The 22,140-nt window shown below is 54.9% G+C and carries 16 protein-coding genes and 1 tRNA gene; 11 read left to right on the top strand and 6 right to left on the bottom strand.

The genetic code is table 11. The features are described 5' to 3' along the window. The gene (gene fepD / locus OB87_RS02485) at positions 1-1,047 is read right to left on the bottom strand and encodes a Fe(3+)-siderophore ABC transporter permease (RefSeq protein WP_033567833.1); all 1,047 of its coding nucleotides are present in this window, start codon (positions 1,045-1,047) and stop codon (positions 1-3) included. Positions 1,048-1,253: 206 nt separating this feature from the next. Between fepD and entS the strand changes: the two genes are divergently transcribed. Beyond that, positions 1,254-2,534 carry an enterobactin transporter EntS gene (gene entS, locus OB87_RS02480; RefSeq protein ID WP_033567832.1) on the top strand — a complete coding sequence of 427 codons (1,281 nt, stop codon included), beginning with the start codon at positions 1,254-1,256 and terminating at the stop codon, positions 2,532-2,534. A 34-nt stretch (positions 2,535-2,568) separates the two neighbouring features. Here entS and fepB read toward each other — a convergent pair whose 3' ends face one another. Then, positions 2,569-3,633: a Fe2+-enterobactin ABC transporter substrate-binding protein gene (gene fepB, locus OB87_RS02475; RefSeq protein ID WP_033567831.1), complete on the bottom strand. Its 1,065-nt coding sequence runs from the start codon at positions 3,631-3,633 to the stop codon at positions 2,569-2,571. Positions 3,634-4,044: 411 nt separating this feature from the next. Here fepB and OB87_RS02470 point away from each other — a divergent pair, with 411 nt between their 5' ends. Then, the gene (locus OB87_RS02470) at positions 4,045-5,904 is read left to right on the top strand and encodes an Svx/AvrXca family virulence/avirulence protein (protein WP_033567830.1); all 1,860 of its coding nucleotides are present in this window, start codon (positions 4,045-4,047) and stop codon (positions 5,902-5,904) included. 69 nt (positions 5,905-5,973) lie between these two features. Here the strand turns inward: OB87_RS02470 and OB87_RS02465 are convergent, their stop codons facing one another. Beyond that, a complete protein-coding gene (locus OB87_RS02465) occupies positions 5,974-6,783 on the bottom strand; it encodes a 5'-nucleotidase, lipoprotein e(P4) family (protein WP_033567829.1) in 810 nt (269 codons plus the stop codon). 868 nt (positions 6,784-7,651) lie between these two features. Here OB87_RS02465 and OB87_RS02460 point away from each other — a divergent pair. After that, positions 7,652-8,443, top strand: a complete 792-nt coding sequence (locus tag OB87_RS02460; RefSeq protein WP_033567828.1) for an NPP1 family protein — start codon at positions 7,652-7,654, stop codon at positions 8,441-8,443. 234 nt (positions 8,444-8,677) lie between these two features. Here the strand turns inward: OB87_RS02460 and OB87_RS02455 are convergent. Beyond that, positions 8,678-8,752: transfer RNA gene (locus tag OB87_RS02455), tRNA-Arg, on the bottom strand. Positions 8,753-9,251: 499 nt separating this feature from the next. Here OB87_RS02455 and mlaA point away from each other — a divergent pair. Further along, positions 9,252-10,013, top strand: coding sequence for a phospholipid-binding lipoprotein MlaA (gene mlaA / locus OB87_RS02450; protein ID WP_033567827.1), 762 nt, complete (start codon positions 9,252-9,254; stop codon positions 10,011-10,013). A gap of 423 nt (positions 10,014-10,436) precedes the next feature. Beyond that, positions 10,437-12,008, top strand: coding sequence for a malate dehydrogenase (quinone) (gene mqo, locus OB87_RS02445; RefSeq protein WP_033567826.1), 1,572 nt, complete (start codon positions 10,437-10,439; stop codon positions 12,006-12,008). 77 nt (positions 12,009-12,085) lie between these two features. Here mqo and fadL read toward each other — a convergent pair whose 3' ends face one another. Continuing rightward, positions 12,086-13,351, bottom strand: coding sequence for a long-chain fatty acid transporter FadL (fadL, locus tag OB87_RS02440; RefSeq protein ID WP_033567825.1), 1,266 nt, complete (start codon positions 13,349-13,351; stop codon positions 12,086-12,088). A gap of 380 nt (positions 13,352-13,731) precedes the next feature. On the opposite strand from fadL, the gene OB87_RS02435 reads away from it, so the two are divergent. The 4 genes from OB87_RS02435 to sixA all read left to right on the top strand — a co-directional run bounded on the left by OB87_RS02435 (position 13,732) and on the right by sixA (position 19,172). Continuing rightward, a complete protein-coding gene (locus tag OB87_RS02435; protein ID WP_081977333.1) occupies positions 13,732-14,028 on the top strand; it encodes a YfcZ/YiiS family protein in 297 nt (98 codons plus the stop codon). 274 nt (positions 14,029-14,302) lie between these two features. Further along, entirely contained in the window at positions 14,303-15,622 is a 1,320-nt protein-coding gene (fadI, locus tag OB87_RS02430) for an acetyl-CoA C-acyltransferase FadI (RefSeq protein ID WP_395856339.1), read from the top strand. Continuing rightward, a complete protein-coding gene (gene fadJ, locus OB87_RS02425) occupies positions 15,619-17,811 on the top strand; it encodes a fatty acid oxidation complex subunit alpha FadJ (protein WP_033567823.1) in 2,193 nt (730 codons plus the stop codon). Before fadI ends, fadJ begins: the two co-directional genes overlap by 4 nt. 875 nt (positions 17,812-18,686) lie before the next feature. Continuing rightward, a complete protein-coding gene (gene sixA / locus OB87_RS02420) occupies positions 18,687-19,172 on the top strand; it encodes a phosphohistidine phosphatase SixA (protein ID WP_033567822.1) in 486 nt (161 codons plus the stop codon). 107 nt (positions 19,173-19,279) lie between these two features. Here the strand turns inward: sixA and smrB are convergent, their stop codons facing one another. Then, positions 19,280-19,822, bottom strand: a complete 543-nt coding sequence (smrB, locus tag OB87_RS02415) for an endonuclease SmrB (RefSeq protein WP_033567821.1) — start codon at positions 19,820-19,822, stop codon at positions 19,280-19,282. A 207-nt stretch (positions 19,823-20,029) separates the two neighbouring features. Here smrB and prmB point away from each other — a divergent pair, with 207 nt between their 5' ends. Both prmB and aroC read left to right on the top strand, forming a co-directional pair. After that, entirely contained in the window at positions 20,030-20,962 is a 933-nt protein-coding gene (prmB, locus tag OB87_RS02410; protein ID WP_033567820.1) for a 50S ribosomal protein L3 N(5)-glutamine methyltransferase, read from the top strand. A gap of 72 nt (positions 20,963-21,034) precedes the next feature. Further along, positions 21,035-22,120, top strand: a complete 1,086-nt coding sequence (aroC, locus tag OB87_RS02405; protein ID WP_033567819.1) for a chorismate synthase — start codon at positions 21,035-21,037, stop codon at positions 22,118-22,120. Positions 22,121-22,140 lie beyond the last annotated feature (20 nt).

Raw genomic sequence — 22,140 nt, 5'->3', positions numbered from 1 at the left:
CTATGACTTGCGTTGACGCACCAGCCAAATCAAAACCGGTGCGCCGATAAAGGCAGTGACGATGGACACCCGCAACTCGCCCGGCACCAGCAGACGGCCGACAATGTCAGCACCCAGCAGCAGCATCGGCGCAAACAGCAGCGAATAGATCAAAACCCAGCGTTGATCCGGGCCCGCCCAGCCGCGCGCGATATGGGGGATCATCAAGCCGACGAACCCAATAGGGCCAGCCAGCGCGGTAGCGGAACCACACAGCAGCATTACCGACAGCATGGCAATCACGCGGATTAACGCTACACGGGTGCCGAGCGCGGTGGCGAGGTCTTCCCCCATGCTGAGCGTATTCAACGAGCGGGCGGCGAAAAACGCCAGCGCACAGCCCAGCAGCACGGTTGGTGTGACCCAGGCGATATTGCTCAGCGAGCGAATGTCCAGCGTACCGGCTTCCCATAAGCGCAACTGATCAAACGCCAGCGGGTTGAGCAGCGACAGCGACGAGGTGAAGCCAGACAGCACGGCACTCAGCGCCACGCCCGCCAGCGTCAGACGTATCGGGTTGACCCGTCCGCCGCTTAGCGTGCCGATGAGCCAAACCATCAGGCTGGCAACGAGTACGCCAAGCCAGGCAAAACCCAACCAGGAGGCCATACCGGTAATGCCGAAGAAACTGATACCGAGCACGATAGCGAAACTGGCACCGGCGTTGACGCCGAGGATGCCGGGGTCGGCGAGTGGATTACGGGTCAGCGCCTGCATTACCGCACCCGATGCGCCCAGCGCCATACCCACCAGTATACCGGCCAACGTGCGTGGCAGCCGGGCTTGCAGAATGATGATGCTGTCCGGGCCTTGCAGGCGGCCGGTCAGGCTGTGCCAAACCACCTCTGGTGCGATAGCCCTGGCACCGAGCATCAGGCTGGCGAGACAGATAAGCATCAGCAGTATCAAACAGGGAACAATACCGGCGATGCGTCGGCCGGTTAATGATGATGAGCCACGTTGTAAGCTGACTGACGCGGTGGCCTGGACGGAAAGGGGGAACCGCATTGATAAGAATCGCTTTATTAAAAAATGCATATGATTATTATTATCATTAATGTTATGGCGTGACTAGAATAGCATACGGGTTTCGGCAAAGACATTGACCTGGAGCCGGGTTGGCATCATTTACCGCACTGCCTGGGCCGCGAAGGGTGGCGGCGCGATTCTGATAGAACGCATTTTGATTAAGAACAGGAATTCAACAAACGCTCATGGCTAAATCTTCTTTTTTTCTCGACTTCAGTTTGCTGAAGGAGAATGCGCATTTTCGCGCCATTTTTGTGGCTCGCATGTTGTCGGTGTTTGCCCTTGGCATGTTGACGGTAGGGGTGCCGGTACAGATTCAGGCGATGACCGGCTCTACGCTACAGGTCGGGATGGCGGTGGCGCTGGACGGCATCGGCATGTTTATCGGGTTGATGCTGGGCGGGGTGCTGGCGGACCGCTTCGATCGCCGCAAGCTGATCCTGTTTGCCCGCGGCACTTGTGGGCTGGGGTTCGTGGCGCTGAGTCTGAATGCGTTTTCCGGCTCACCGTCATTACTGGCGCTCTACGTACTGGCAGCCTGGGATGGTTTCTTCGGCGCGCTGGGCATGACGGCGCTGATGGCGGTGATACCGTTGCTGGTCGGGCGGGAAAATCTGCCCGCTGCCGGGGCGCTGACCATGCTGACGGTGCGGTTAGGTGCGATTCTATCACCCGCGCTGGGTGGGGTGATCATCGTCGCGGGCGGTGTGGGCTGGAACTTCGCTGTCGCTGCCATCGGCACGCTGGCGACATTGATCCCCTTGGTGCGGTTACCGTCGATGCAACCGGCACCGGGTAAGCCGGAGCATCCGTTGCAGGCACTGGCGGGCGGGGTGCGCTTCGTGTGTGCTCAACCGGTGGTCGGCTGTGTGGTGTTGCTGGGGATGCTGGTGAGTATCGTCGGCGCGATGCGGGTGTTGTTTCCGGCATTGGCGGCGGATGCTTACCACGCTGGGCCGTCGGCGGTGGGATTGATGTATTCTGCGGTGCCGCTGGGTGCCATGATCGGCGCATTCACCAGCGGCTGGGTATCGGGAACGCAACGACCGGGGAAGATTCTGCTGGGTTGCGCGACGGGGGCGTTTCTGGCGGTAGCGTCACTGGGGTTGTTCAGCCATTTGCTGCCCGCGCTGCTGGCGCTGGTTTGCTACGGCTACTTTAACGCGATCACCTCACTGTTGCAGTTCACCCTGATCCAGAGCTATACGCCGGACCACCTGCTGGGACGGGTCAATAGCCTGGGAACGGCGCAGGATGTCACTGGCGATTCAGCCGGTGCGCTGATATTGGGGTTGATGGGCAAACTGCTGGTGCCTGCGACCAGTATTCTGGCTTTTGGCACCGTCGCCGCGTTGCTGGGCGGGGTGATCGCGCTGCTGGTGCGCCCGCTGCGTCAGTGCCGCTTTGGCGAACCGGCAGCGTCGCCGGAGGAAGAGGACACCGGCGACGCGGTACACGAGGGGTAGGCGGCGCATTGCTGCGCCGACAGACCCCGGCCCGTTAGTGGGATGTCGGCTGGCGGAAGACCTGTTCGATCTTATTTAGCATGTTGCTGGCGCTGTAATAGTCGAGCCGAAAGGTGTCCGGCCCCATCGCCCAGATGCGGTGCTGCATGACCGGCTCCAGGTGGCTGAGGAACGGATTAGCGATGACCCGATTAACAGTATCGTCGTCGTTGGCGAACAGCAGCAGTGACTGGCCGTTGAGGCTGCCTGCCATGTTCTCACCGGAGATTTGCAAAATATCCTGCCGTTTACCCATTCGGGTTTCGGTGGGCAGATTGTCCGGTAACGACGCCAACTGGAACCCCAGCTCAGACAGCAATTGTCCCTGTGCGGAGGCATGGGTCCACAAGTTAACCCCACGGCCGTCTTCATAATACACCAGCGCCGACACCGGCTGAGGTGGCAGTTGAATCGCTTGCTTCACGCTCTGCACCCGTTGTTCGAAGCGTTCAACCACCTGGCGGGCATCGGCTTCGTGGCCGATGGCTTCGCCCAGATACCAGGCCAGTTGCTGCCAGCTTTTATCGCCGTAATCCACCACCAGCGTCGGCGCGATGGCGGAAAGTTGCTCATACAATTTCAGGGCGGAGTCACCACCGGTCGCCGCAATAATGATCATGTCCGGTGCGGCGGCAGCGATGGCTTCTGCATTTGGCTCAGTGATGTAGAGCGGTTTGACGCCGCGGGCTTTTGCCTCGGCGCTCCACTGGCGAAAGAATCCCTGATCATCGGCCACGATGGTATTGGGGCTGGTTGCACCGGAGCCTACCAGTGGCGCATTGATCGCCAGCAACGTGCCGCTGATGGTCACGCTGGTCGACACGATGCGCTGAGGCGCGTGGGTGAGGGTTACGGGGCCTTTCAGCGTTTGAACTGTGCGGGGCCAGCCTGCTGACGTTGCCGCTGAAGCCTGTTGATCGGGCGAGGCGGTGTTGTCACAACCGGCGAGCAGCAGCATCGCCATCACTCCCCATATCCACATAATGCCGCGTTTATTTCTATTGACGGATACACCTGTTCCGGATAGCACGCCTACCGCGCGCCAGTCTGATTCCACCATACGATTACCTGTCGAGCATGAAAAAGAGTGCTGCAAGGTTATCGATAATGCGTCTCATAAACAATGATGTCGTCGAAATCATGAATTTATATTAATAATCCTTCGAGTTAAAAATTATCAGTCATACCTGCTGCCTTTTTCTGGGTTTGTAATTTCATCGGTTTTTTAAGGCAAAAAACATGATTTGATTTGTGAAGTTTTGTCAGTGATTACTCAGCTTCATGTATCACGATATTAAAAAGTGTAATAAAATTAATGTGTCTATCCATTAGGAGAGACAGCAATTTTTATACAAAACCGGTCACGAAGACCGCAAGGCTGCCTTTGACGTCCGATGTCTGGAGGCTTGTTTTCCTTTTCATTGGATCGTGAGAAGGCGTACTTATCATTATCATGCTCGGAAACGGACTTATGTCGCAGATAAGAAAGCGTATTTCTCTGGGTCGCTGCCTGCTTGCCGCGGGCAGTTTATTGGCGGCAAATGTCGCTTATGCGGATGAAACCTGTGTGGCGGGGAACTGGCAAGTCAGTAACGTCAGTGACATGCCGACAGCACAGTATCAAACCGAACATTTTGCCTTTCGTTGGAATAATAGCAGTCAGGTCAACCGCAACGATGTCGTTGCGGCGGGCAAACAGCTGGAGTTGATTTGGGATAAATTTATCAACCAGATCAAATTCCCACAGCCGTATTGCAACGCGACCGTCAAGTACAAAGCGAATATTCATATCGACCCGTCTTTCGGCCTGAACGGCGGGATCGCCGATGGCGGCACCATGGGAATGTGGATCGGTCCCGGTGCGCTGCTTGACCACTGGGGTCTGGCTCATGAGTTTACCCACGCGTTGCAAGGGCAGACTGGCAGCTTCCAGTCTTACGGCAATCAAAACTTCGTTGGCTGGATTTGGGAATCTCACGCCAACTGGATGGCGCATCAACTGGATGAATACCGCGGCACTTCCGCGCATTGTTCCGACATGCTGGTGAACTATCCGCATCTTTATCTCGGCTCGACTCGTGATCGCTACTGTAACTGGCAGTTCATGGAGCATCTGAAAAACCGCTACGGTTACAGCGCCGTTAACGACATCTGGGCCAATGCGCCGAAAGTCGGCAGCGCCGAACAGAACACCACCGATCCGATCAGCGTGCTGAAGAGCAACATGGGTTGGAGCCAGTCCGAGTTGAACGACTTCTTCGGCGACTGGGCGATGCACAACGTCAACTGGGATTACACCGACCCTGATGGCTACGATCGCGGCAGCTTCTACCGCCGTACTTACGGTGGCTACGGTGCGGTAACGCCGTCGCAAGACAACGCCGATGAACTGCTGCGTACCACGGCGCTGGAGCCGGTTAGCGCTTCTGGGGTAAGGCGTTTTGCTGTGCCATTCGACCAGGCACCGCAACGTTGGGGCTACAACATCGTGCGCCTGATTCCCGATAGTGGTGCTACCAAGGTGACGGTATCGTTCCGGGGTGTGGTGCAGAGTGCCCCTGCGGTTAATAGTTTGCCAGGTCTGAAGAATGATCCGGCATCCCTGACTCAGCCGGACTCCGACTGGCGTTGGGGGCTGGTGGCAATCGACTCGGCGGGCAAGAGCCGTTACAGCGCATTACAGCGTGGTGCCTCGGCCAAAATCAGCAACTTCGCCGTGAAATCGAGCGACAAAGGGTTATATCTGGTGGTGATGGGGTCGCCGTCGCAAATGCACCAGATTACCTGGGATCAAGCCTACTACTCGCTGTACCGCTACCCGTGGACAGTGGACCTGACCAACGCCTGGGCGGAAGGTTCACAGCCGAACGCGCCGACACCGACCGCTAATGGCCGCCGTCACAGCAACGGCGGTGGCTGGGTGGCTAATGGCGCGGAAGTGGCGTCGACGGCTTATGTCGGGCCGTATGCTCGTGTTATCGGCGGAAAGGTACTGGATTATGCCCGTATCGAAGATCATGCCACCGTACTGAGCGGCACCGTCTCTGGCAACGCTCGGGTTAGTGGCCTGACGGTAGTGCAGGGCGACACGGTGATCAAGGACAACGCGCAGGTTAACACGGTGTTCAAAGGACCGGGCGCTTTCGAACGCGGCGTGGTGGTATCCGGCACGGCGCAACTGCGCGGCGATGCTGAGATCCGCGGTGTTTCCGTGTCCAGAGGTGTGTTCTACGGCTTCATTGACGAAAATGAAGTGAAGGATAGCCAGGCCGGAGCCAACCTGACCGATGCTGTACCGGAAGTGACTGAGCGCCCAGCTTACGCACAATAACCACTGGTTAGGCAACGGTGTTCACGTTGAGAGTAGAATGAAGTAACGGGGCGAAAGCCCCGTTTTTCATTATTGTCCGTTCCAGGCACGGATTTGCTGGTCGCGTACTTGCAGTTTCTGTTCCGGTGTTAGCTTGTTGTAGTCGCTGCTGAGGCCGCTTTCCCAGTCGCCGTAAAGCGGGTTAGGCAGCACGATAAATTGCGTACCGAATTTCGCCTGATTGTTACTGACGAACGCCCGACGTGCGGTATTGTCCTTATGATAAGTCGCGGCACCGAAGTCGTTCAGGTTATCTCCCACGTACAGCACAATGTTATTGCCCTGAGCGGCGATATCGTCAAAGCGTGCCTGCTTGTTGCTGTTGCCCTTGCTTAACCATAGCGTCTGGTCGTTCACGCTCGGAAAACCGAGTTTGACCAGATTGTCTCGCGTGTCGCTCGCTTCGATAATCAGCCGGTTGGAGACATAAAAAACCTGGCCGCCATGACTGTCGACATAACGGGCGAACTCCACCGCACCCGGCACAGCCAGCGCCTGACGGGCCTGGGACCAGCGGTTCCAACTTAGCGGGCTGAATGATTTATGTTCTTTGGCCTGCCAGCCGCTGTAGGCGCTGTTGTCCAGCATGGTTTCGTCGATATCAACTATCACCGTCTTTTTCTTGCCCGGTTTGGCTGGCGCGGCGTCGAAGGCCATCCGCGCGGTGTTGAACGCCTGATAGCACAACGCCTGATATTCACCCGATTGCTGGAACCAGTTCAGGGCCAGCACCGACTGGTTAGCGAGCGTGGTCTGGGCACTCTGAGTCGCGGGCGTGGTACAGCCGGTTAACGCCAGTACTGCCATCAGGGCGCTGGCGCTGAAAGTCAGCTTTTTCATGGTTCTTCCTTTGTTGTTGGCGAGCAAGGCGAGTACGCCGAGCTGAAATAGTGCGGTAGTAGTATCGAAGCAGGTATATATCGGAGAGTAAATATGCTGGTTTTATTTGTTCGCACTTTTTTAAGAACTGTCACGAATCGGCTTACAGAAGGAGTCGGTGGGAATCATAATGAAAACTATCCTACGACAACGACTGTAGCCTGTTGAAATGGCAAATACTATTCCTGAGCGTCAATAAAAAATAAAGGAAACTCATATTTCAGGCTCCCGGTGTGTTGGCTTCAACCTATTCACCCTAATTACTTATCTGGGTAAGTGATTGGGAATTCACTCACGTGCTGCGGGGTAATACGTTGCATTGTTCAATACACCAGGGTGTGGCCCTGTAGCTCGGATGCGTTAGGGTCTATTTTTATGGGGGGTAAGCAATGCGTTGCGCCAGAGAAATGCTTGAGTTGATGCTGGTTGGGTTGGTGTTATTTGTTTTATTTTTTCAGTGAATTAAAATGGTTATTTGAGGTGTGGAAGGTGCTGGTGATATGACAAAAAAAGAAGGCGAAACTGAAGGGGGTATTAATTTTTATTCGTAATGATTTTATTTCTGTATTGTTTTTTAGTTCTGTTTTTTTGAAATGGGTGGTTTTCTGGGGGGGTATGATAAAACTCGCGATGATTAATTATTGAACCCTGGTTAAAAAAGCAGTTATGATGGTTTTAACCAGCCAGATGTATGAGTCGGTATTTATTTTCAGTTGTAATCGGGTGTCGTCATAGTACTAATTAATATGAATCACCCACCTTTCTTATGCTTTTAAAAAGCACTTACAGGCATGATGCCTCATTAAGTAAAACAGAAACAGGAGATGGTATGTTTTTTAAGAAGACAGCTGTTCTGGCAACACTCCCCCTTTGGGTTACGTTTGCGGCTCACGCCGATGATTTTGACAAGCTGGATCAGGCGTTGCCTTCCGGCGTTAATGCCGCGTCGATTGCGCCGGTATTCGATTTCGATACGGACGGCTGTTTGCCCAGCGCCGGAATAAGTCGTAGCGGCAAGCAGAATGGCGGCCTTAACCCGACCGGTAGCCTGACAGGCGGTTGCCGCTGGTCCACTTTTCTGGACAAATCCAACACCTTGCACCGCTATGCTTGCGTCAATAACGGTGGCAATCGTTACTGCGGCCATTTTTACGCGCTCTACTTCCTGAAAGATCAGATTGTGGCTGGCATCAAGAGCGGGCACCGTCACGACTGGGAATATGCGGCCGTCTGGACCAAAAACGGCACCGTGACGCACGGCAGTTACAGCGCCCACGGTAAACTGACGACGGAGGCGGCATCCAGCCTCGACAAACAAAATGGTCACCTGAAGTTTGTGTACCATAAAGATGGTGCGCTGACCCATGCATTCCGTTTTGCCAAATCAGGCGAACAGGCGGAAAACCCCTACAACACATTTGTTACGCCGGATATTGTTAGCTGGTATACGGTGCATGGCGATGGTGTCAGCAATCAGGACATGCGTAATAAGATGAACACCTTCAATTATGAGTCGGCTGATATTCCGATGAAGGACAGCAATTTCCTGTCTAATCTGAACAACGGCAAACCGGGTGATTACCCGAACTTTACACAAGCCAGTGTAGAGAGTTCTAAATAATCCTCATGCCGGGCCGCTCGGCCCGGCTGTTTATGATCCTTCCTCTTATTTAATTTTCCTAATGACATCTATTCGATGTCACTCCACGTTCCCTTATTTGCGGCGCGAACCCTGTATATGCATACCCATATCAGGACACGGATATTGACCGATAATTGTCGTCGCAGCCTGGCGTTGTGCCGGGTTAGGGGTGAGGAAAAAGATGAAAGGAGAGATCGAGGATTTTAGATTAACTGGCGTCCCCAGCAGGGATCGAACCTGCAACTAGCCCTTAGGAGGGGCTTGTTATATCCATTTAACTATGGGGACTGCGTTGGCGTCGCATTATAACCGATTTGGCTGTCGCCATAAGCACTTGCCGGTGCGTTTGCTTAATTCGCCACCAATTTGGGCCTGAATCGCGGCCTTAATCATGATATCTTTCGCTACGCTGACCGTCAGACAAATGGGTGACGGGTTACGCAAATCACTGAATTAGGGAGCGATCGCACAATTGGTGCTGGAATTATACCAGTGCCTGAAGCAGGATCCGCATCCTCCAATGTTGACCGTCGCGTCAGCCGATGTGACGACGGTGGCTTCCCGAGCAAGGGTGCCCGGCATGAACCGGACAATTCCGAAGCGTTAATGGGAGCGGCGTCACTTCTGGTGTCGCTATTAAACGATCGCCATTTTTCCAACAGACCGCCACCGGCGGCACGGGCAAACCAAAGCCCGGTGTATTAAGATGATAACATGTGGCCTTATGCGCTGGCGGCTCAATGGCAGGCCGTACGGACTGCATGAAAGTTCAGCAGGGAGATACGTTATGAATTTTCGTCTGGGTGGTGTGGTGTTGACGAGTGCATTGCTTGTCGGCTGTGCCAGTTCTAAAACCTCAGCGCCTGAGCAGCGTTCGGATCCGCTGGAAGGATTCAACCGAACCATGTTCGGCTTTAACTACAACGTGTTGGATCCGTATGTAGTGCGCCCGGCAGCGGTGGCCTGGCGTGATTATATGCCACAACCGGCGCGAAATGGTCTGACCAATTTCTTCGTTAACCTGTCTGAACCCGCCACTATGGTGAACTATTTCGTCGAAGGGAAACCCTACCAGGCGATGATTCACTTTAACCGTTTCTTCCTTAATACCTTGCTGGGGATGGGCGGCCTGATTGACGTCGCGGCGATGGCGAATCCCAAACTGGCGAAAGAGGAACCGCACCGCTTCGGCAGTACCTTGGGGCATTATGATGTCGGTTATGGGCCTTATCTGGTTCTGCCGGGTTATGGCAGTGCCACGTTGCGTGAAGACGGCGGTGGGGTGGCGGATACGCTTTATCCGCCACTGAGTTATCTCACTTTCTGGATGTCGGCTGGCAAATGGGTGGTGGAAGGTCTGGAAACCCGCGCCCGTCTGTTGGATTCCGACGGGCTGCTGCGTAATTCGTCCGACCCTTATCTGATGGTGCGCGATGCCTATTTCCAGCGTCACGATTTCCTGGCTAACGACGGTAAATCCGCCCCGGTGGTTAACCCGAATGCCAAGGCGATTGAAGGCAGTTTGGACGAAATCGATTCAGGTAAATAAGCTTTTTGTCAGTATTGACGGGCACCTGCGGGTGCCTTTTGTCATTAATCCTCCTACTTTCCCGCCTGAAACACGCCAAACTGATTGTTTGTGAAACGTTATATTGTTGTTGAGTATTTATTTAATTACATAAATTTATTTCCACTGTCGATGTAACAATAATAACAGCCGGTTAGAGAGGGTAACGATTCAGCCGCCCTGAGCAGCACTTCACGCATTGCGTCATGTGCGCTTATCTCCGCCTGCCGTCAGCCAGTTTTCCCCATACTGAAAAGAGACGAAGGCGGTGCCGCACACCTGCTATGGGTTGCCGCTGTGTTTCTTCTGATTCATGGTTCATCGCTGCTGCATCGTTATCTCGCTAATCTGGAATCACCCTTGTTCACCTGCAGGGATGACACATTGATATAACGGGATATAAACATGAAAAAACTATTGGTTACCACCTTGTGTCTGGGTGCCATAGGGCTGACGCAGCCTGTTGTGGCGGAAGAAAATAAGGCCGTGGATGTGGTGCTGATTGGCGGCGGTGTCATGAGCGCGACGCTGGGCACCTATCTGCAAGAGCTGGAGCCGAACTGGAGCATCAGCATGGTCGAGCGTCTGGACAATGTGGCTGAGGAAAGCTCCAACGGCTGGAATAACGCCGGTACGGGTCACTCCGCTTTTATGGAGCTGAACTACACGCCGGAAAAAGCCGATGGCTCGATTGATATCAGCAAGGCGGTCGAAATCAGCGAAGCGTTCGAAGTCTCCCGTCAGTTCTGGTCTTATCAAATTTCTCACAATGTGATGAAAGACCCGTCGTCGTTTATCAATAGCGTGCCGCACATGAGCTTCGTGTGGGGCGATGACAACGTTAATTTCCTGCACAAACGTTACCAGGCGCTGCAACACAGCACCCTATTCCGTGGCATGGAGTTCTCCGACAACGCCGAGCAGATCAAACAGTGGGTTCCACTGGTGATGGAAGGGCGTGATCCGCAACAGAAGATTGCCGCCACCCGTATGCCGATCGGCACTGATGTTAACTACGGTGAAGTTACCCGTCAGTTGGTGGATGGGTTGAAACAACATACCAATTTCAACCTGAAACTGAGCAACGAAGTTCGCGACATCAAGCGTAACCCGGATAAAACCTGGAACGTGGTGATTGCCGACCTGAAAAATGGCGGTAAAGAGAGCACGATAAAAGCCAAATTCGTGTTTATCGGTGCTGGCGGTGCCGCGCTGCAACTGCTGCAAAAATCCGGTATTCCGGAAGCAGACAACTATGGCGGTTTCCCGGTTGGCGGCGAGTTTCTGGTCACCGATAATCAGGATATCGTAAAACGTCATCTTGCCAAGGTGTACGGCAAAGCGTCGGTTGGTGCGCCGCCGATGTCCGTACCGCATCTGGATACCCGCATTTTCAACGGCAAACCAGTGCTGCTGTTCGGGCCGTTTGCGACCTTCTCCAGTAAGTTCCTGAAAAACGGTTCACTGTGGGATCTGCTCTCGTCCATGAACACCTCCAACTTTATGCCGATGGTGAATGTCGGGATCGATAACTTCGATTTGGTGAAGTACCTGATCGGCCAGCTAATGATGAGCGACGATGATCGCTTTGCCGCGCTGAAAGAGTACTTCCCACTGGCGAAACAGTCTGACTGGCGTTTGGCAGTGGCAGGGCAGCGTGTACAAATCATCAAGAAAGATAAAAATCTGGGTGGTGTACTGAAGTTGGGCACCGAGATTGTCAGCGACAAAGACGGCTCCATCGCCGCGCTGTTGGGCGCTTCACCGGGTGCGTCCACGGCTGCGCCGATCATGCTGAGCCTGATGCAAACCGTGTTCAAGGATAAGGTTGCGACGCCGGAATGGCAGGCCAAACTGAAGGAAATTATTCCGTCTTACGGCCAGAAACTGGAAGGCAATATTGACCTGACCAACAAGATTCGCGGTTACACCAGCAGTACGCTGAAACTGAACTATATGGAAGTGAAGCCGGAATAATGCCGCTGGCATAACCGACGTCCCATCGTATCAAAGGCCGCAATCGCGGCCTTTTTTACGAATACAGTTTATTCAGGTTAGAAACTGTAGTTGAAGTTTACGCCGTACAACCATGCCCGGCCTTCAGACGTAAAGGTGTAGGAAGGCAGGTTGGCCGCGACGCCAGCTTCGTGGATAGTCACTTTTTGGCCGTGCATGTAGGACACGCCCACATCTACCGAGGCGTCTTTGTTGAAGGCGTAGGTGGTGCCCACGCTTAACCAGAGACGATCCTGATCCGGAATGGAAATGGTGCGCTTGTCGGCGGGCACCGGGCTGTCGTCAAACGCGATACCGGTGCGGAAAGTCCAGTTGTCGTTGTAGTAGTACGTGGTGCCCAGCGCGATGCGGTAAGCATCGTGGAAGCTCTCGTCTTTTTGGAACAGTTGCTGCCCGTTGCTGCTGGTAGCGCGCAGTTCCTGGAAGGAACTCCAACTGGTGTAGGCCAGGCTGTAGTGAACCGCCCATTGTGGAGCAACACGGTGGTAAGCGGAAAGCTCCCACATTTCTGGCAGGTTGAGCGTCAGCTTGCCGGGGATGGTGGTGCCGCTGGTGCCGCGCGGGGCGGCCAGGTCGCTTCGGAAGGAACCGTCAAAGTCGATGTCGACTTTGGAGCGGTAGCTCAGGCCAAAGCGGTTGTTTTTATCCAGCTCATACAGGATGCCTGCGTTCCAGCCGTAGCCCCATTCTTTACCATCCAGATGGGTAATCTCAGACGTTGAACGCACACCCAGAACGGGGCCGACTTCACCCGCGTTACGCACAATCTTGGCATCGGCATACACGGCGTTGACGCCCAGCCCAAAGCTGAAATGCTGGTTGAGACGATAAGCAGCGCTCAGATTCAGGTTGGTGGTTTTCAGGTCGGTTTTGCCCGCGATGGAACCGGCACTGAAATTGTCGCTGAATTCAGTCGCCAGACCGAAGTTGGTGGTGGCGGATGCGCCTACCGCCCACTGCTCGTTCAGCGGCATGATGAAGTGCAGGTTGGGCACCCAGGCGTGCGGCGCAATATTGCTTGCGCTGGCGTCACGACCGGTGCTGCTGGAACCGCGCAGATCGATATCCGGATTAATGTAGGTCACGCCGCCGGAAAAGGCGGGGCGATCAAACATCGTCATGGTCGCCGGGTTGCGGCTGCCAGAGGTCGCATTGTCTGCGATAGCGCTCTCGCCGGAAAACGCGCGGCCCAGACCGGATGAGGAGAACTCATTCAGCTGAAAGCCCGCGGCGAACGTATGGGATGCCATCAGCGCCAGCGCCACAGCAAGTGATGTTTTCTTTAACAGGACTTTCTGGCTCATGACCAAAACCTCACTGAACGTTTGTCGTTTTATTAAGCGTGTAATAAGGGACGCGCATTGTAGGGGGGGTTATTGGGCTGACAAATCAGACCAGTTACGAAAAGTATAAAAGTAAAACGCTGAAATGTTTTCTTTCAGTTCCACAAATGTTGCAAAAATGATTAAGAAATTAGATCTAGTTAACAAATGTCATGATTGTGTTGAGATGATTTAGCCTATTTCATTGAAAAGTAACGTATAAATGTGATTTGTGTCACGTAATACCCCTTTAATCGGTAAGTGCTAGTGATAGACGGTTGTGGTGAGTAAAATGGGGGCAGAATAGATGGATAGCGTGCTTCCGATTGTGGAGGTGCCTGTCGCCGCAGAGGAGTTTTGCCATGACAAACGCGATTAACAAATGTAGCGCAGAAGAAACCGCCGCCTGTTGCTGTGTGGATGTGGGAACCGTAATGGATAACACCGATTGCACTGCATCGTACAGCCGTGTATTTCCCCACCGCAGCGACGCGGAACAGACGCAGAAGCAACTGACGGAAAAAGCCCGTTCGGTTGAATCCGAGCCTTGTGTGATTGATGCTCGTCTGTCTGAGGTGGAAGGCGGGGTCAAACTGGATATGGATTTCACGTTTAGCTGTCAGGCTGAAACGCTGATCTTCCAGTTGGGCCTGCGCTAATACAGCGACAGCCACCCTGAGCACGCCGCGAGCCTCTTCTCGTGTGCTTGCCTTCGCTTTGCGGCTGATCCGTTGCGATCAGCCGTGCTCACAAGCCTTCCCGCTTCATCATTTTTCCTTTTCATTACCTCCTCTTTAATTTCCGTTGTGCCTGAGCGCCAGGAAGCGTGGCGTGGCTCGCTATTTGGTATCTGCTTGTTTGCATAATGTAATCTTCAGGTTAACAATGAGTTCAGACCCCATTAGTCGCTGCAAAGGGATGAACGGAATGGTTATGCGCGAACGCGAAGTAGTGCCGCTGGTCACCCGACGTGGCGATCGCATTGCGATTGTCAGTGGGCTGAGAACCCCATTTGCCCGGCAGGCAACGGTTTATCATGGTATTCCGGCGCTGGAACTGGGTAAGCTGGTGGTCAATGAACTGCTGCTGCGTAGCGGTGTTGACCCGGAGCTGGTGCAACAGCTGGTATTCGGGCAGGTGATTCAGATGCCGGAAGCGCCGAATATCGCCCGCGAAATCGTGCTGGGCAGCGGAATGAGCGTGCATACCGATGCTTATAGCGTTTCCCGCGCCTGCGCCACCAGCTTTCAGGCGGTTGCCAACGTGGCGGAAAGCATTCTGGCCGGGGCTATCGACATGGGTATTGCCGGTGGTGCGGATTCGGCTTCCGTATTGCCTATTGGTGTTAGCAAAGCGCTGGCGCGCACGCTGGTCGACTTTTCTCGTGCCAGAACCTTTCGTCAGCGGTTGGCGTTGCTTGCTCGCCTGCGGCCACGAGATTTACTGCCAGTAGCACCCGCAGTGGCGGAGTATTCCACCGGGCTGCGCATGGGCGACACCGCCGAGCAGATGGCGAAGGATTATCGGATTAGCCGCGACGCGCAGGACGCGTTCGCTCACCTCTCCCATCAACGCGCGGCGCAGGCCTGGGCCGATGGCATCCTGCGTGACGAGGTGATGACCGCCTGGGTGCCGCCGTATAAGCAAGCAATTAATGAAGACAATACGATTCGTCGCGACAGCGCGCCGGAACAGTATTCCCGCCTGAAACCCGCCTTTGATCGTCGCTACGGTAGCGTGACCGCCGGTAACAGCTCACCGTTAACCGATGGTGCCGCTGCTGTACTACTGATGAGTGAATCCCGTGCCAGCGAACTGAAACTGACGCCGCTTGGTTACCTGCGCAGCTATGCGTTTAGCGCCATTCCGGTACAGCAGGACATGCTGGTGGGACCGGTGTACGCCACGCCACTGGCGCTCGATCGGGCGGGTATTCGGCTTGATGACCTGGCGTTGATCGACATGCACGAAGCTTTCGCCGCCCAAACGCTGGCTAATCTGCACCTGTTCGCCAGCGCGGAATTCGCTCGCGATAAACTTGGGCGCAGTGCACCGGTGGGGGAGGTGGACCCAATGCGTTTCAATGTGCGGGGCGGCTCAATCGCCTACGGGCATCCGTTTGCCGCGACCGGTGCCCGCATGATCACCCAGACGCTGCATGAACTGCGTCGGCGAGGCGGCGGATTGGGGCTGGTGACCGCTTGTGCGGCGGGAGGGCTGGGAGCAGCCATGGTGCTGGAGGTAACGGAATGACCGATCAAAATTTGAGGCATCAGGCGCACGAACATGAGGTGCAAGCCGCTTTCCAACTGACGCTACGCCCGGACCATATTGGCGTGATCACCGTGGATGTCCCCGGCGAGAAAGTGAATACCCTGAAAGCGGAATTTGCGCAACAGATGCGAGCGGTGCTGAAGCAGGCCCGACAGCACAGTGGTTTGCAGGGGCTGGTTATCCTTTCCGGCAAGCCGGAATCGTTCATCGTCGGGGCGGATATCGGCATGTTGGATGCCTGTTCTGACGCGGCGGCGGCGCAGGCGCTGGCTGAAACCGGGCAGGAAACACTGGAGGCGATCGCCCATTTGCCGTTTCCGGTGGTGGCGGCCATTCACGGCGCTTGTCTGGGCGGCGGGCTGGAACTGGCGCTGGCTTGCGATTATCGCCTTTGTACGCCGGACGACAGCACCCGTCTCGGGTTGCCGGAAGTGCAATTGGGGCTATTGCCAGGTGCAGGTGGCACCCAGCGGCTTCCGCGCCTGATTGGTGTGGATCGTGCGCTGGAATCGATATTGACCGGGCGGCAGTGGCGAGCGACTCAGGCACGACGGCTCGGGCTGGTGGATGAGGTGGTGCCACATGCGGTATTGCTGGAAGCAGCGTTGGGTTTCGTCCGCCGTGGTAAGCGGCGGCCGTCCTCACCTGGCTGGCGGCATCGATTACTGATGCTGCCCTACGTGCGCCGTTGGTTGTTTGAACGGGTACGACGGCAGACTCAGGCAAAAACCCAGGGCAACTACCCGGCGGTTGATAGCATTCTTGCTGTGGTGCGTAGTGGCCTGGAGCAGGGCAGTTCCGCGGGATATCAGGCAGAAGCTCGCGCGTTTGGTCGACTGGTGATGTCAGCGGAGTCTGTGGCGTTGCGGCGACTGTTTTTTACTGCCACTGCACTGAAAAAAGATCAGGGTGCATCGGTCGAGCCCGGCCCATTGCGCCGGGTCGGGGTGCTGGGTGGCGGGTTGATGGGCGGTGGCATCGCCGACGTTACGGCGCTGAATGGCCGACTGCCAGTAAGGATCAAAGATATTCATGAACAAGGTATTACCCAGGCGCTGCGCAGCAGTTGGCAGCGGTTGAACAAACAGGTAGAACGCCGCCGCATTACGCCCGCAGAACAGCGACAGCGGATGAGCCTGATTTCCGGTGGAACCGATTACCGGGGTTTTGAGCGCGTTGATGTGGTCGTGGAAGCGGTATTTGAAGACTTAGCACTCAAACAGCAGATGGTGCGGGAAGTCGACGCGGTGACGCCACCGCATACGGTGTTCGCCTCGAATACATCGTCGTTGCCGATCCACCAGATTGCCGCAGGCTCCAGTCGACCCGAACAGGTCATCGGCCTGCACTATTTCAGCCCGGTAGACAAAATGCCGCTGGTTGAGGTGATTCCCCATGCCGGAACCAGCGAGCAAGCCTTGTCCACTACGGTGGCACTGGCGAAGAAACAGGGCAAAACCGCCATCGTGGTGGCAGATAAGGCCGGGTTTTATGTTAACCGTATCCTGGCACCTTACCTGAACGAAGCGGCTCGTTGTCTGCTCGAAGGCGAACCGGTCGAGTCGGTTGATAGGGCTCTGGTGCGTTTCGGCTTCCCTGTTGGGCCTTTTACCCTGCTGGATGAGGTGGGGATTGATGTGGCGATGAAGATCGTACCGGTACTGGTGGCAGAGCTGGGTGAGCGGTTTTGTGCCCCTCCCGCGCTGGAAGCTATTGCCCGCGACAACCGTAAAGGCCGCAAGAACGGTCGCGGTTTTTATCGCTACAACCAGTCGCGTTATGAACGGCTATGCGGTTTGTGGCGACGTCAGGGTAAAACGTCTGACGACAGACTCTACCGCTTGCTGGATGTGACGCCCAAGGCGCATTTGGACCCGGTGCTAATGGCACAGCGCTGCGTCATGATGATGCTGAATGAAGCGGTGCGTTGTCTGGATGAAGGCGTTGTTCGCTGCCCTGGCGACGGTGACATCGGTGCGGTGATGGGGATTGGGTTCCCGCCGTTTCTGGGCGGTCCGTTCCACTACATGAATCAGCTAGGGATAGAAACAGTAGTAGGCACCCTGTTGTCGTTGCAGGCGCAATACGGCGATCGCTTTGCACCGGCGGAAGGGTTGCTACGGCGACAGTCGCAGCAGGTTGGCTTCGTGGATGAAGCGAGACATTGAGTGGGAGAAGGGAGTGCGAACCCGTTATCTACCCTTTTGTTTTTTATTCTTGTCGGATGAGTAAATAATAAATTAAACAGTCATAAGGCAGATTTTTTGAATGAAATAACCCGATTTTGTTTAAAAAATTATTTTATTATCTGGCGCGAAACGTTATTTGTCAGATTCGCTTTTCGGTGAAAAATTAATTGATAAAAAAACTGAATACAACGATGTATTAGCAGGGTGATTTTTTATTTCATTGAAATTTATTGTTTTTTATTTAAACACTCCATTGTCTTTACCACCCAGTGCAACAATTCCCTGAATGCTGGGCATAATACCGCGCTGAATTATTTAAACGTACTGTATTCAGCACCAGTGTTTTCTCTGTTCACTATAGTGAGGTGGGGTATTTTTTCCAGTGTTTCCCGCCGTTATAAGATGAAAAAGTGTAAAAGTGTCAGAAAAATAAAACCGATGCCGATTTATTCTGTATTGTGAGGATTGGTGATTTTTTTATCTAAATGAAAATTATTTTTTAGTCTAAACTGCTGTTAAATGAAATCTAAAAGATAGTTAGCAGCATATTATGATAATGTAGGGCCGGTTTTGCCCTGCGTGGATTAAGGTTAATTGCCTGAAAAACGGGAAGTTGTCGGTTCATGGTAAGACGGTGGGGCCGTGGTACAGCGCGGTGCATGGTGTGATTGGTTGCGATTCATCGGTAATTGGGGTAAAAAAATGCGCTTTGCGTTGGTCAAAACGCCATCAGTATGATGTGCGATACCCGATACCAGGCTGTGACCTGCCGCAAAACGGCCCCGTGCCAATTCAGCTAATCTGAAGCTATCCCCAGGGTTTATTGTCCTTTTTCATCAATATAGCGGTGTAATATGCAAGTTTTGATCATGCGTCATGGTGATGCCGTACCTGACGCCGCCAGTGATGCGCTCCGGCCTTTAAGCAGCCGGGGAGATGAAGAATCTCGTCTGATGGCAGCCTGGCTCAACGATCAGTCGATTGATATTGATCGGGTGCTGGTGAGCCCTTATGTGCGGGCTCAGCAGACGTTGCAGGTCGTGGCGGAGGTGTTGCCGCTGCCGGAAAGCGAGTGTCTGCCGGAACTGACGCCGGGAGGCAATGCTGAACTGGTGTGCGACTATCTGTTGACGCTGGCGAAAGAGGGCACCAGTGCGGTGTTGGTGGTTTCCCACCTGCCACTGGTGGGGTATCTGGTTGCCGGGTTGTGCCCGACGGAGACTGCCCCCATGTTTGCCACGTCGGCTATTGCCCACGTCGAGCTGGATGACGTTTCCGGTACGGGGGTATATCACTGGCAGGTCACACCGTCTCAACTGACGGCCAAAGTCAAACCCTGAACGTCCGACAACAGGTGCCGTTAGCGGCTCCTGTGTGGTTTTCATACGGTTTCCCGCCGCAGGCGATTTTCCAGAACGGCGAAGAAGGTGAGGCGAGGAGAAAAGGGTTATTCCTCGTCGGTGCTTTCCTGCGCCACCAGCACCAGCAAGGCTGCATTACCACCAAATTCTTTCGGTGCCTGATGAAACGCCAACACATCCGGGTGTTGGGCCAGCCATAACGGCGTTTGCTGTTTAAGAATGTGTTTGCCGTGGCCGTGCATCACGCAGGCACAGTAGACATGTTCGCGTCGGCAGGCGGCCAGTAGTGCCCCCAATTCCTGCTTGGCTTCCAACTGCGTCAGTCCGTGCAAATCCAGAAACAGTTCTGGCGAATAGTCGCCGCGACGCAGTTTCTTCAGTTCGTAATGACTGGCACCGGGCCGGACGTAGCGCGTCGGCCCGTCATTTTCCAGTTGTGGCTGGAATTCATCCGAGAAATAGAAACTGGCGTCCACCTGTTCCTGCATCATCCGCCGTGGTGGTAATGTGCCAGGTTTGATGCGGGCCGGACGGTGAACGTAGGTATCCTGACGTAACCGGGTGGCACCCGCCACCGACGTGCGGAAAAGCGCCTGTTCCTCGTCATCAAGCATGAATTTTTTTTTCATTGTGCGTCACTCTGTCATCGTCGCGGTTCTGTTGCAGAATCTTAATACGGTATTCACACAGTTTACCTGTTCCGTGCCGGTCACTAAACAAAACCTTATCGTTACATCCCACGGTCCGCGCCGTCTGGCGGTGATATCTGCTGATTTGTCGCCGTCTTCATGGCAAACTACGGCCATCACAGAGACAGTAGTCTGCGGAGGACAAACTTGGACAAAATTTTCGTCGATGAGGCGGTCAACGATCTGCATACCATTCAGGATATGCTGCGCTGGACAGTAAGCCGGTTTAACGCCGCCAACGTCTACTATGGACACGGCACCGATAATCCGTGGGATGAGGCGGTGCAACTGGTGCTGCCCAGCCTGTTTCTGCCAATCGATATTCCGGAAGACATGTATCTCGCCCGGCTGACGTCCAGCGAGCGTCATCGCATCGTCGAGCGGGTGATTCGCCGCGTCAATGAACGTATTCCGGTGGCTTATCTGACGAATAAAGCCTGGTTTTGCGGACTGGAATTTTATGTCGACGAGCGGGTGCTGGTGCCCCGTTCGCCGATTGGTGAGTTGATCAACAATCGCTTTGCGTCGTTGTTGCCCAACGCGCCGCACCATATTCTCGACTTGTGCACCGGCAGCGGTTGCATTGCCATCGCCTGTGCCCAGGCATTCCCTGAAGCCGAAGTGGATGCGGTGGATATTTCCACCGAAGCGCTGGCAGTGACTGAACAGAACATCCAGCAACATGGCATGGAATACAACGTCACGCCGATTCGTTCCGACTTGTTCCGTGACTTGCCCGCGATTCAGTATGACCTGATCGTCACCAACCCGCCATACGTGGACGAGGAAGACATGGCCGACCTGCCGCAGGAATACCGCTTCGAGCCGGAATTAGGGCTGGCGGCGGGCAGTGACGGCCTGAAACTGGTGCGCCGGATTCTGGCGTGCGCGCCGGATTTCCTGACCGAAGCGGGCGTGCTGATTTGTGAAGTCGGCAACAGCATGGTGCATCTGATAGATCAGTATCCGGATATTCCATTTACCTGGCTGGAGTTCGATAACGGCGGCGACGGTGTCTTCATGTTGACCCGTTCCCAACTGCTGGACTGTCAGGCGCATTTCAGCCTTTACCGGGATTAATCCCTCTACAGGGCGGTGGGCGGTCACTATCCGTCTGACGCCCTGATGTTTTTTCAATGCTAAGGAGCCGTGATGGCAGGAAACAGTATTGGTCAGTTTTTCCGTGTCACCACCTTTGGTGAATCTCATGGCATCGCTCTGGGATGCGTGGTGGATGGCGTACCTCCGGGTATTCCGCTGACCGAGGCCGATTTGCAGCACGACCTGGACCGTCGTCGCCCGGGAACGTCTCGTTATACCACCCAGCGCCGCGAGCCGGATCAGGTTCGTATTCTGTCCGGGGTGTTTGAAGGCGTGACAACCGGCACCAGTATCGGTCTGCTAATTGAAAATACCGATCAGCGTTCGCAGGACTACGGTGCCATCAAGGATCTGTTCCGCCCCGGCCACGCCGATTACACCTATGAGCAAAAATACGGCATCCGCGATTACCGTGGCGGCGGCCGTTCTTCTGCCCGAGAAACCGCCATGCGCGTCGCGGCGGGCGCTATTGCCAAAAAATACCTGCAACAGCAGCATGGCGTAGTGATCCGCGGCTATCTGGCGCAGATGGGCGATGTGGTGTGCGAACTCAAAGAGTGGGCGCAGGTGGAACAAAACCCGTTTTTCTGCCCGGATGTGGACAAGATCGACGCGCTGGATGAACTGATGCGCGCCCTGAAAAAAGAAGGGGACTCCATCGGTGCAAAAATCACGGTGGTGGCAGAGTCGGTGCCGCCGGGGTTAGGCGAGCCGGTGTTTGATCGTCTTGACGCTGACCTGGCTCACGCACTGATGAGCATCAATGCCGTTAAAGGCGTAGAGATCGGCGACGGGTTTGCTGTGGTCAACAAGCGTGGCAGCGAAAACCGTGATGAAATCACACCAGACGGTTTTCAGAGCAACCATGCGGGCGGCATTCTGGGCGGCATCAGCAGTGGTCAGGCGATCACCGCCCATCTGGCGCTGAAACCGACTTCCAGCATCACCGTACCGGGGCGTACCATCACCCGCGACGGCGACGCAACGGAAATGATCACCCGTGGTCGTCATGACCCGTGCGTAGGCATTCGCGCGGTGCCGATTGCCGAAGCGATGATGGCGATTGTTCTGATGGACCATCTGCTGCGCCAGCGCGCGCAGTGTGCGGACGTGGCGAGTCAGGTTCCCCGTTGGTAACACGATAAAACACCGAACAC

This window comes from Dickeya undicola (assembly GCF_000784735.1).
GTDB classification, from domain to species: domain Bacteria; phylum Pseudomonadota; class Gammaproteobacteria; order Enterobacterales; family Enterobacteriaceae; genus Dickeya; species Dickeya undicola.
This window is presented reverse-complemented; position numbering and strand designations above follow the sequence as displayed.

Excerpts from the sequence above, each read along its gene's own strand:
- fepD (WP_033567833.1), bottom strand. The coding sequence starts at position 1,047 with ATGCGGTTCCCCCTTTCCGTCCAGGCCACCGCGTCAGTCAGCTTACAA.
- entS (WP_033567832.1), top strand. The coding sequence starts at position 1,254 with ATGGCTAAATCTTCTTTTTTTCTCGACTTCAGTTTGCTGAAGGAGAAT.
- fepB (WP_033567831.1), bottom strand. The coding sequence starts at position 3,633 with ATGGTGGAATCAGACTGGCGCGCGGTAGGCGTGCTATCCGGAACAGGT.
- OB87_RS02470 (WP_033567830.1), top strand. The coding sequence starts at position 4,045 with ATGTCGCAGATAAGAAAGCGTATTTCTCTGGGTCGCTGCCTGCTTGCC.
- OB87_RS02465 (WP_033567829.1), bottom strand. The coding sequence starts at position 6,783 with ATGAAAAAGCTGACTTTCAGCGCCAGCGCCCTGATGGCAGTACTGGCG.
- OB87_RS02460 (WP_033567828.1), top strand. The coding sequence starts at position 7,652 with ATGTTTTTTAAGAAGACAGCTGTTCTGGCAACACTCCCCCTTTGGGTT.
- mlaA (WP_033567827.1), top strand. The coding sequence starts at position 9,252 with ATGAATTTTCGTCTGGGTGGTGTGGTGTTGACGAGTGCATTGCTTGTC.
- mqo (WP_033567826.1), top strand. The coding sequence starts at position 10,437 with ATGAAAAAACTATTGGTTACCACCTTGTGTCTGGGTGCCATAGGGCTG.
- fadL (WP_033567825.1), bottom strand. The coding sequence starts at position 13,351 with ATGAGCCAGAAAGTCCTGTTAAAGAAAACATCACTTGCTGTGGCGCTG.
- OB87_RS02435 (WP_081977333.1), top strand. The coding sequence starts at position 13,732 with ATGACAAACGCGATTAACAAATGTAGCGCAGAAGAAACCGCCGCCTGT.
- fadI (WP_395856339.1), top strand. The coding sequence starts at position 14,303 with ATGCGCGAACGCGAAGTAGTGCCGCTGGTCACCCGACGTGGCGATCGC.
- fadJ (WP_033567823.1), top strand. The coding sequence starts at position 15,619 with ATGACCGATCAAAATTTGAGGCATCAGGCGCACGAACATGAGGTGCAA.
- sixA (WP_033567822.1), top strand. The coding sequence starts at position 18,687 with ATGCAAGTTTTGATCATGCGTCATGGTGATGCCGTACCTGACGCCGCC.
- smrB (WP_033567821.1), bottom strand. The coding sequence starts at position 19,822 with ATGAAAAAAAAATTCATGCTTGATGACGAGGAACAGGCGCTTTTCCGC.
- aroC (WP_033567819.1), top strand. The coding sequence starts at position 21,035 with ATGGCAGGAAACAGTATTGGTCAGTTTTTCCGTGTCACCACCTTTGGT.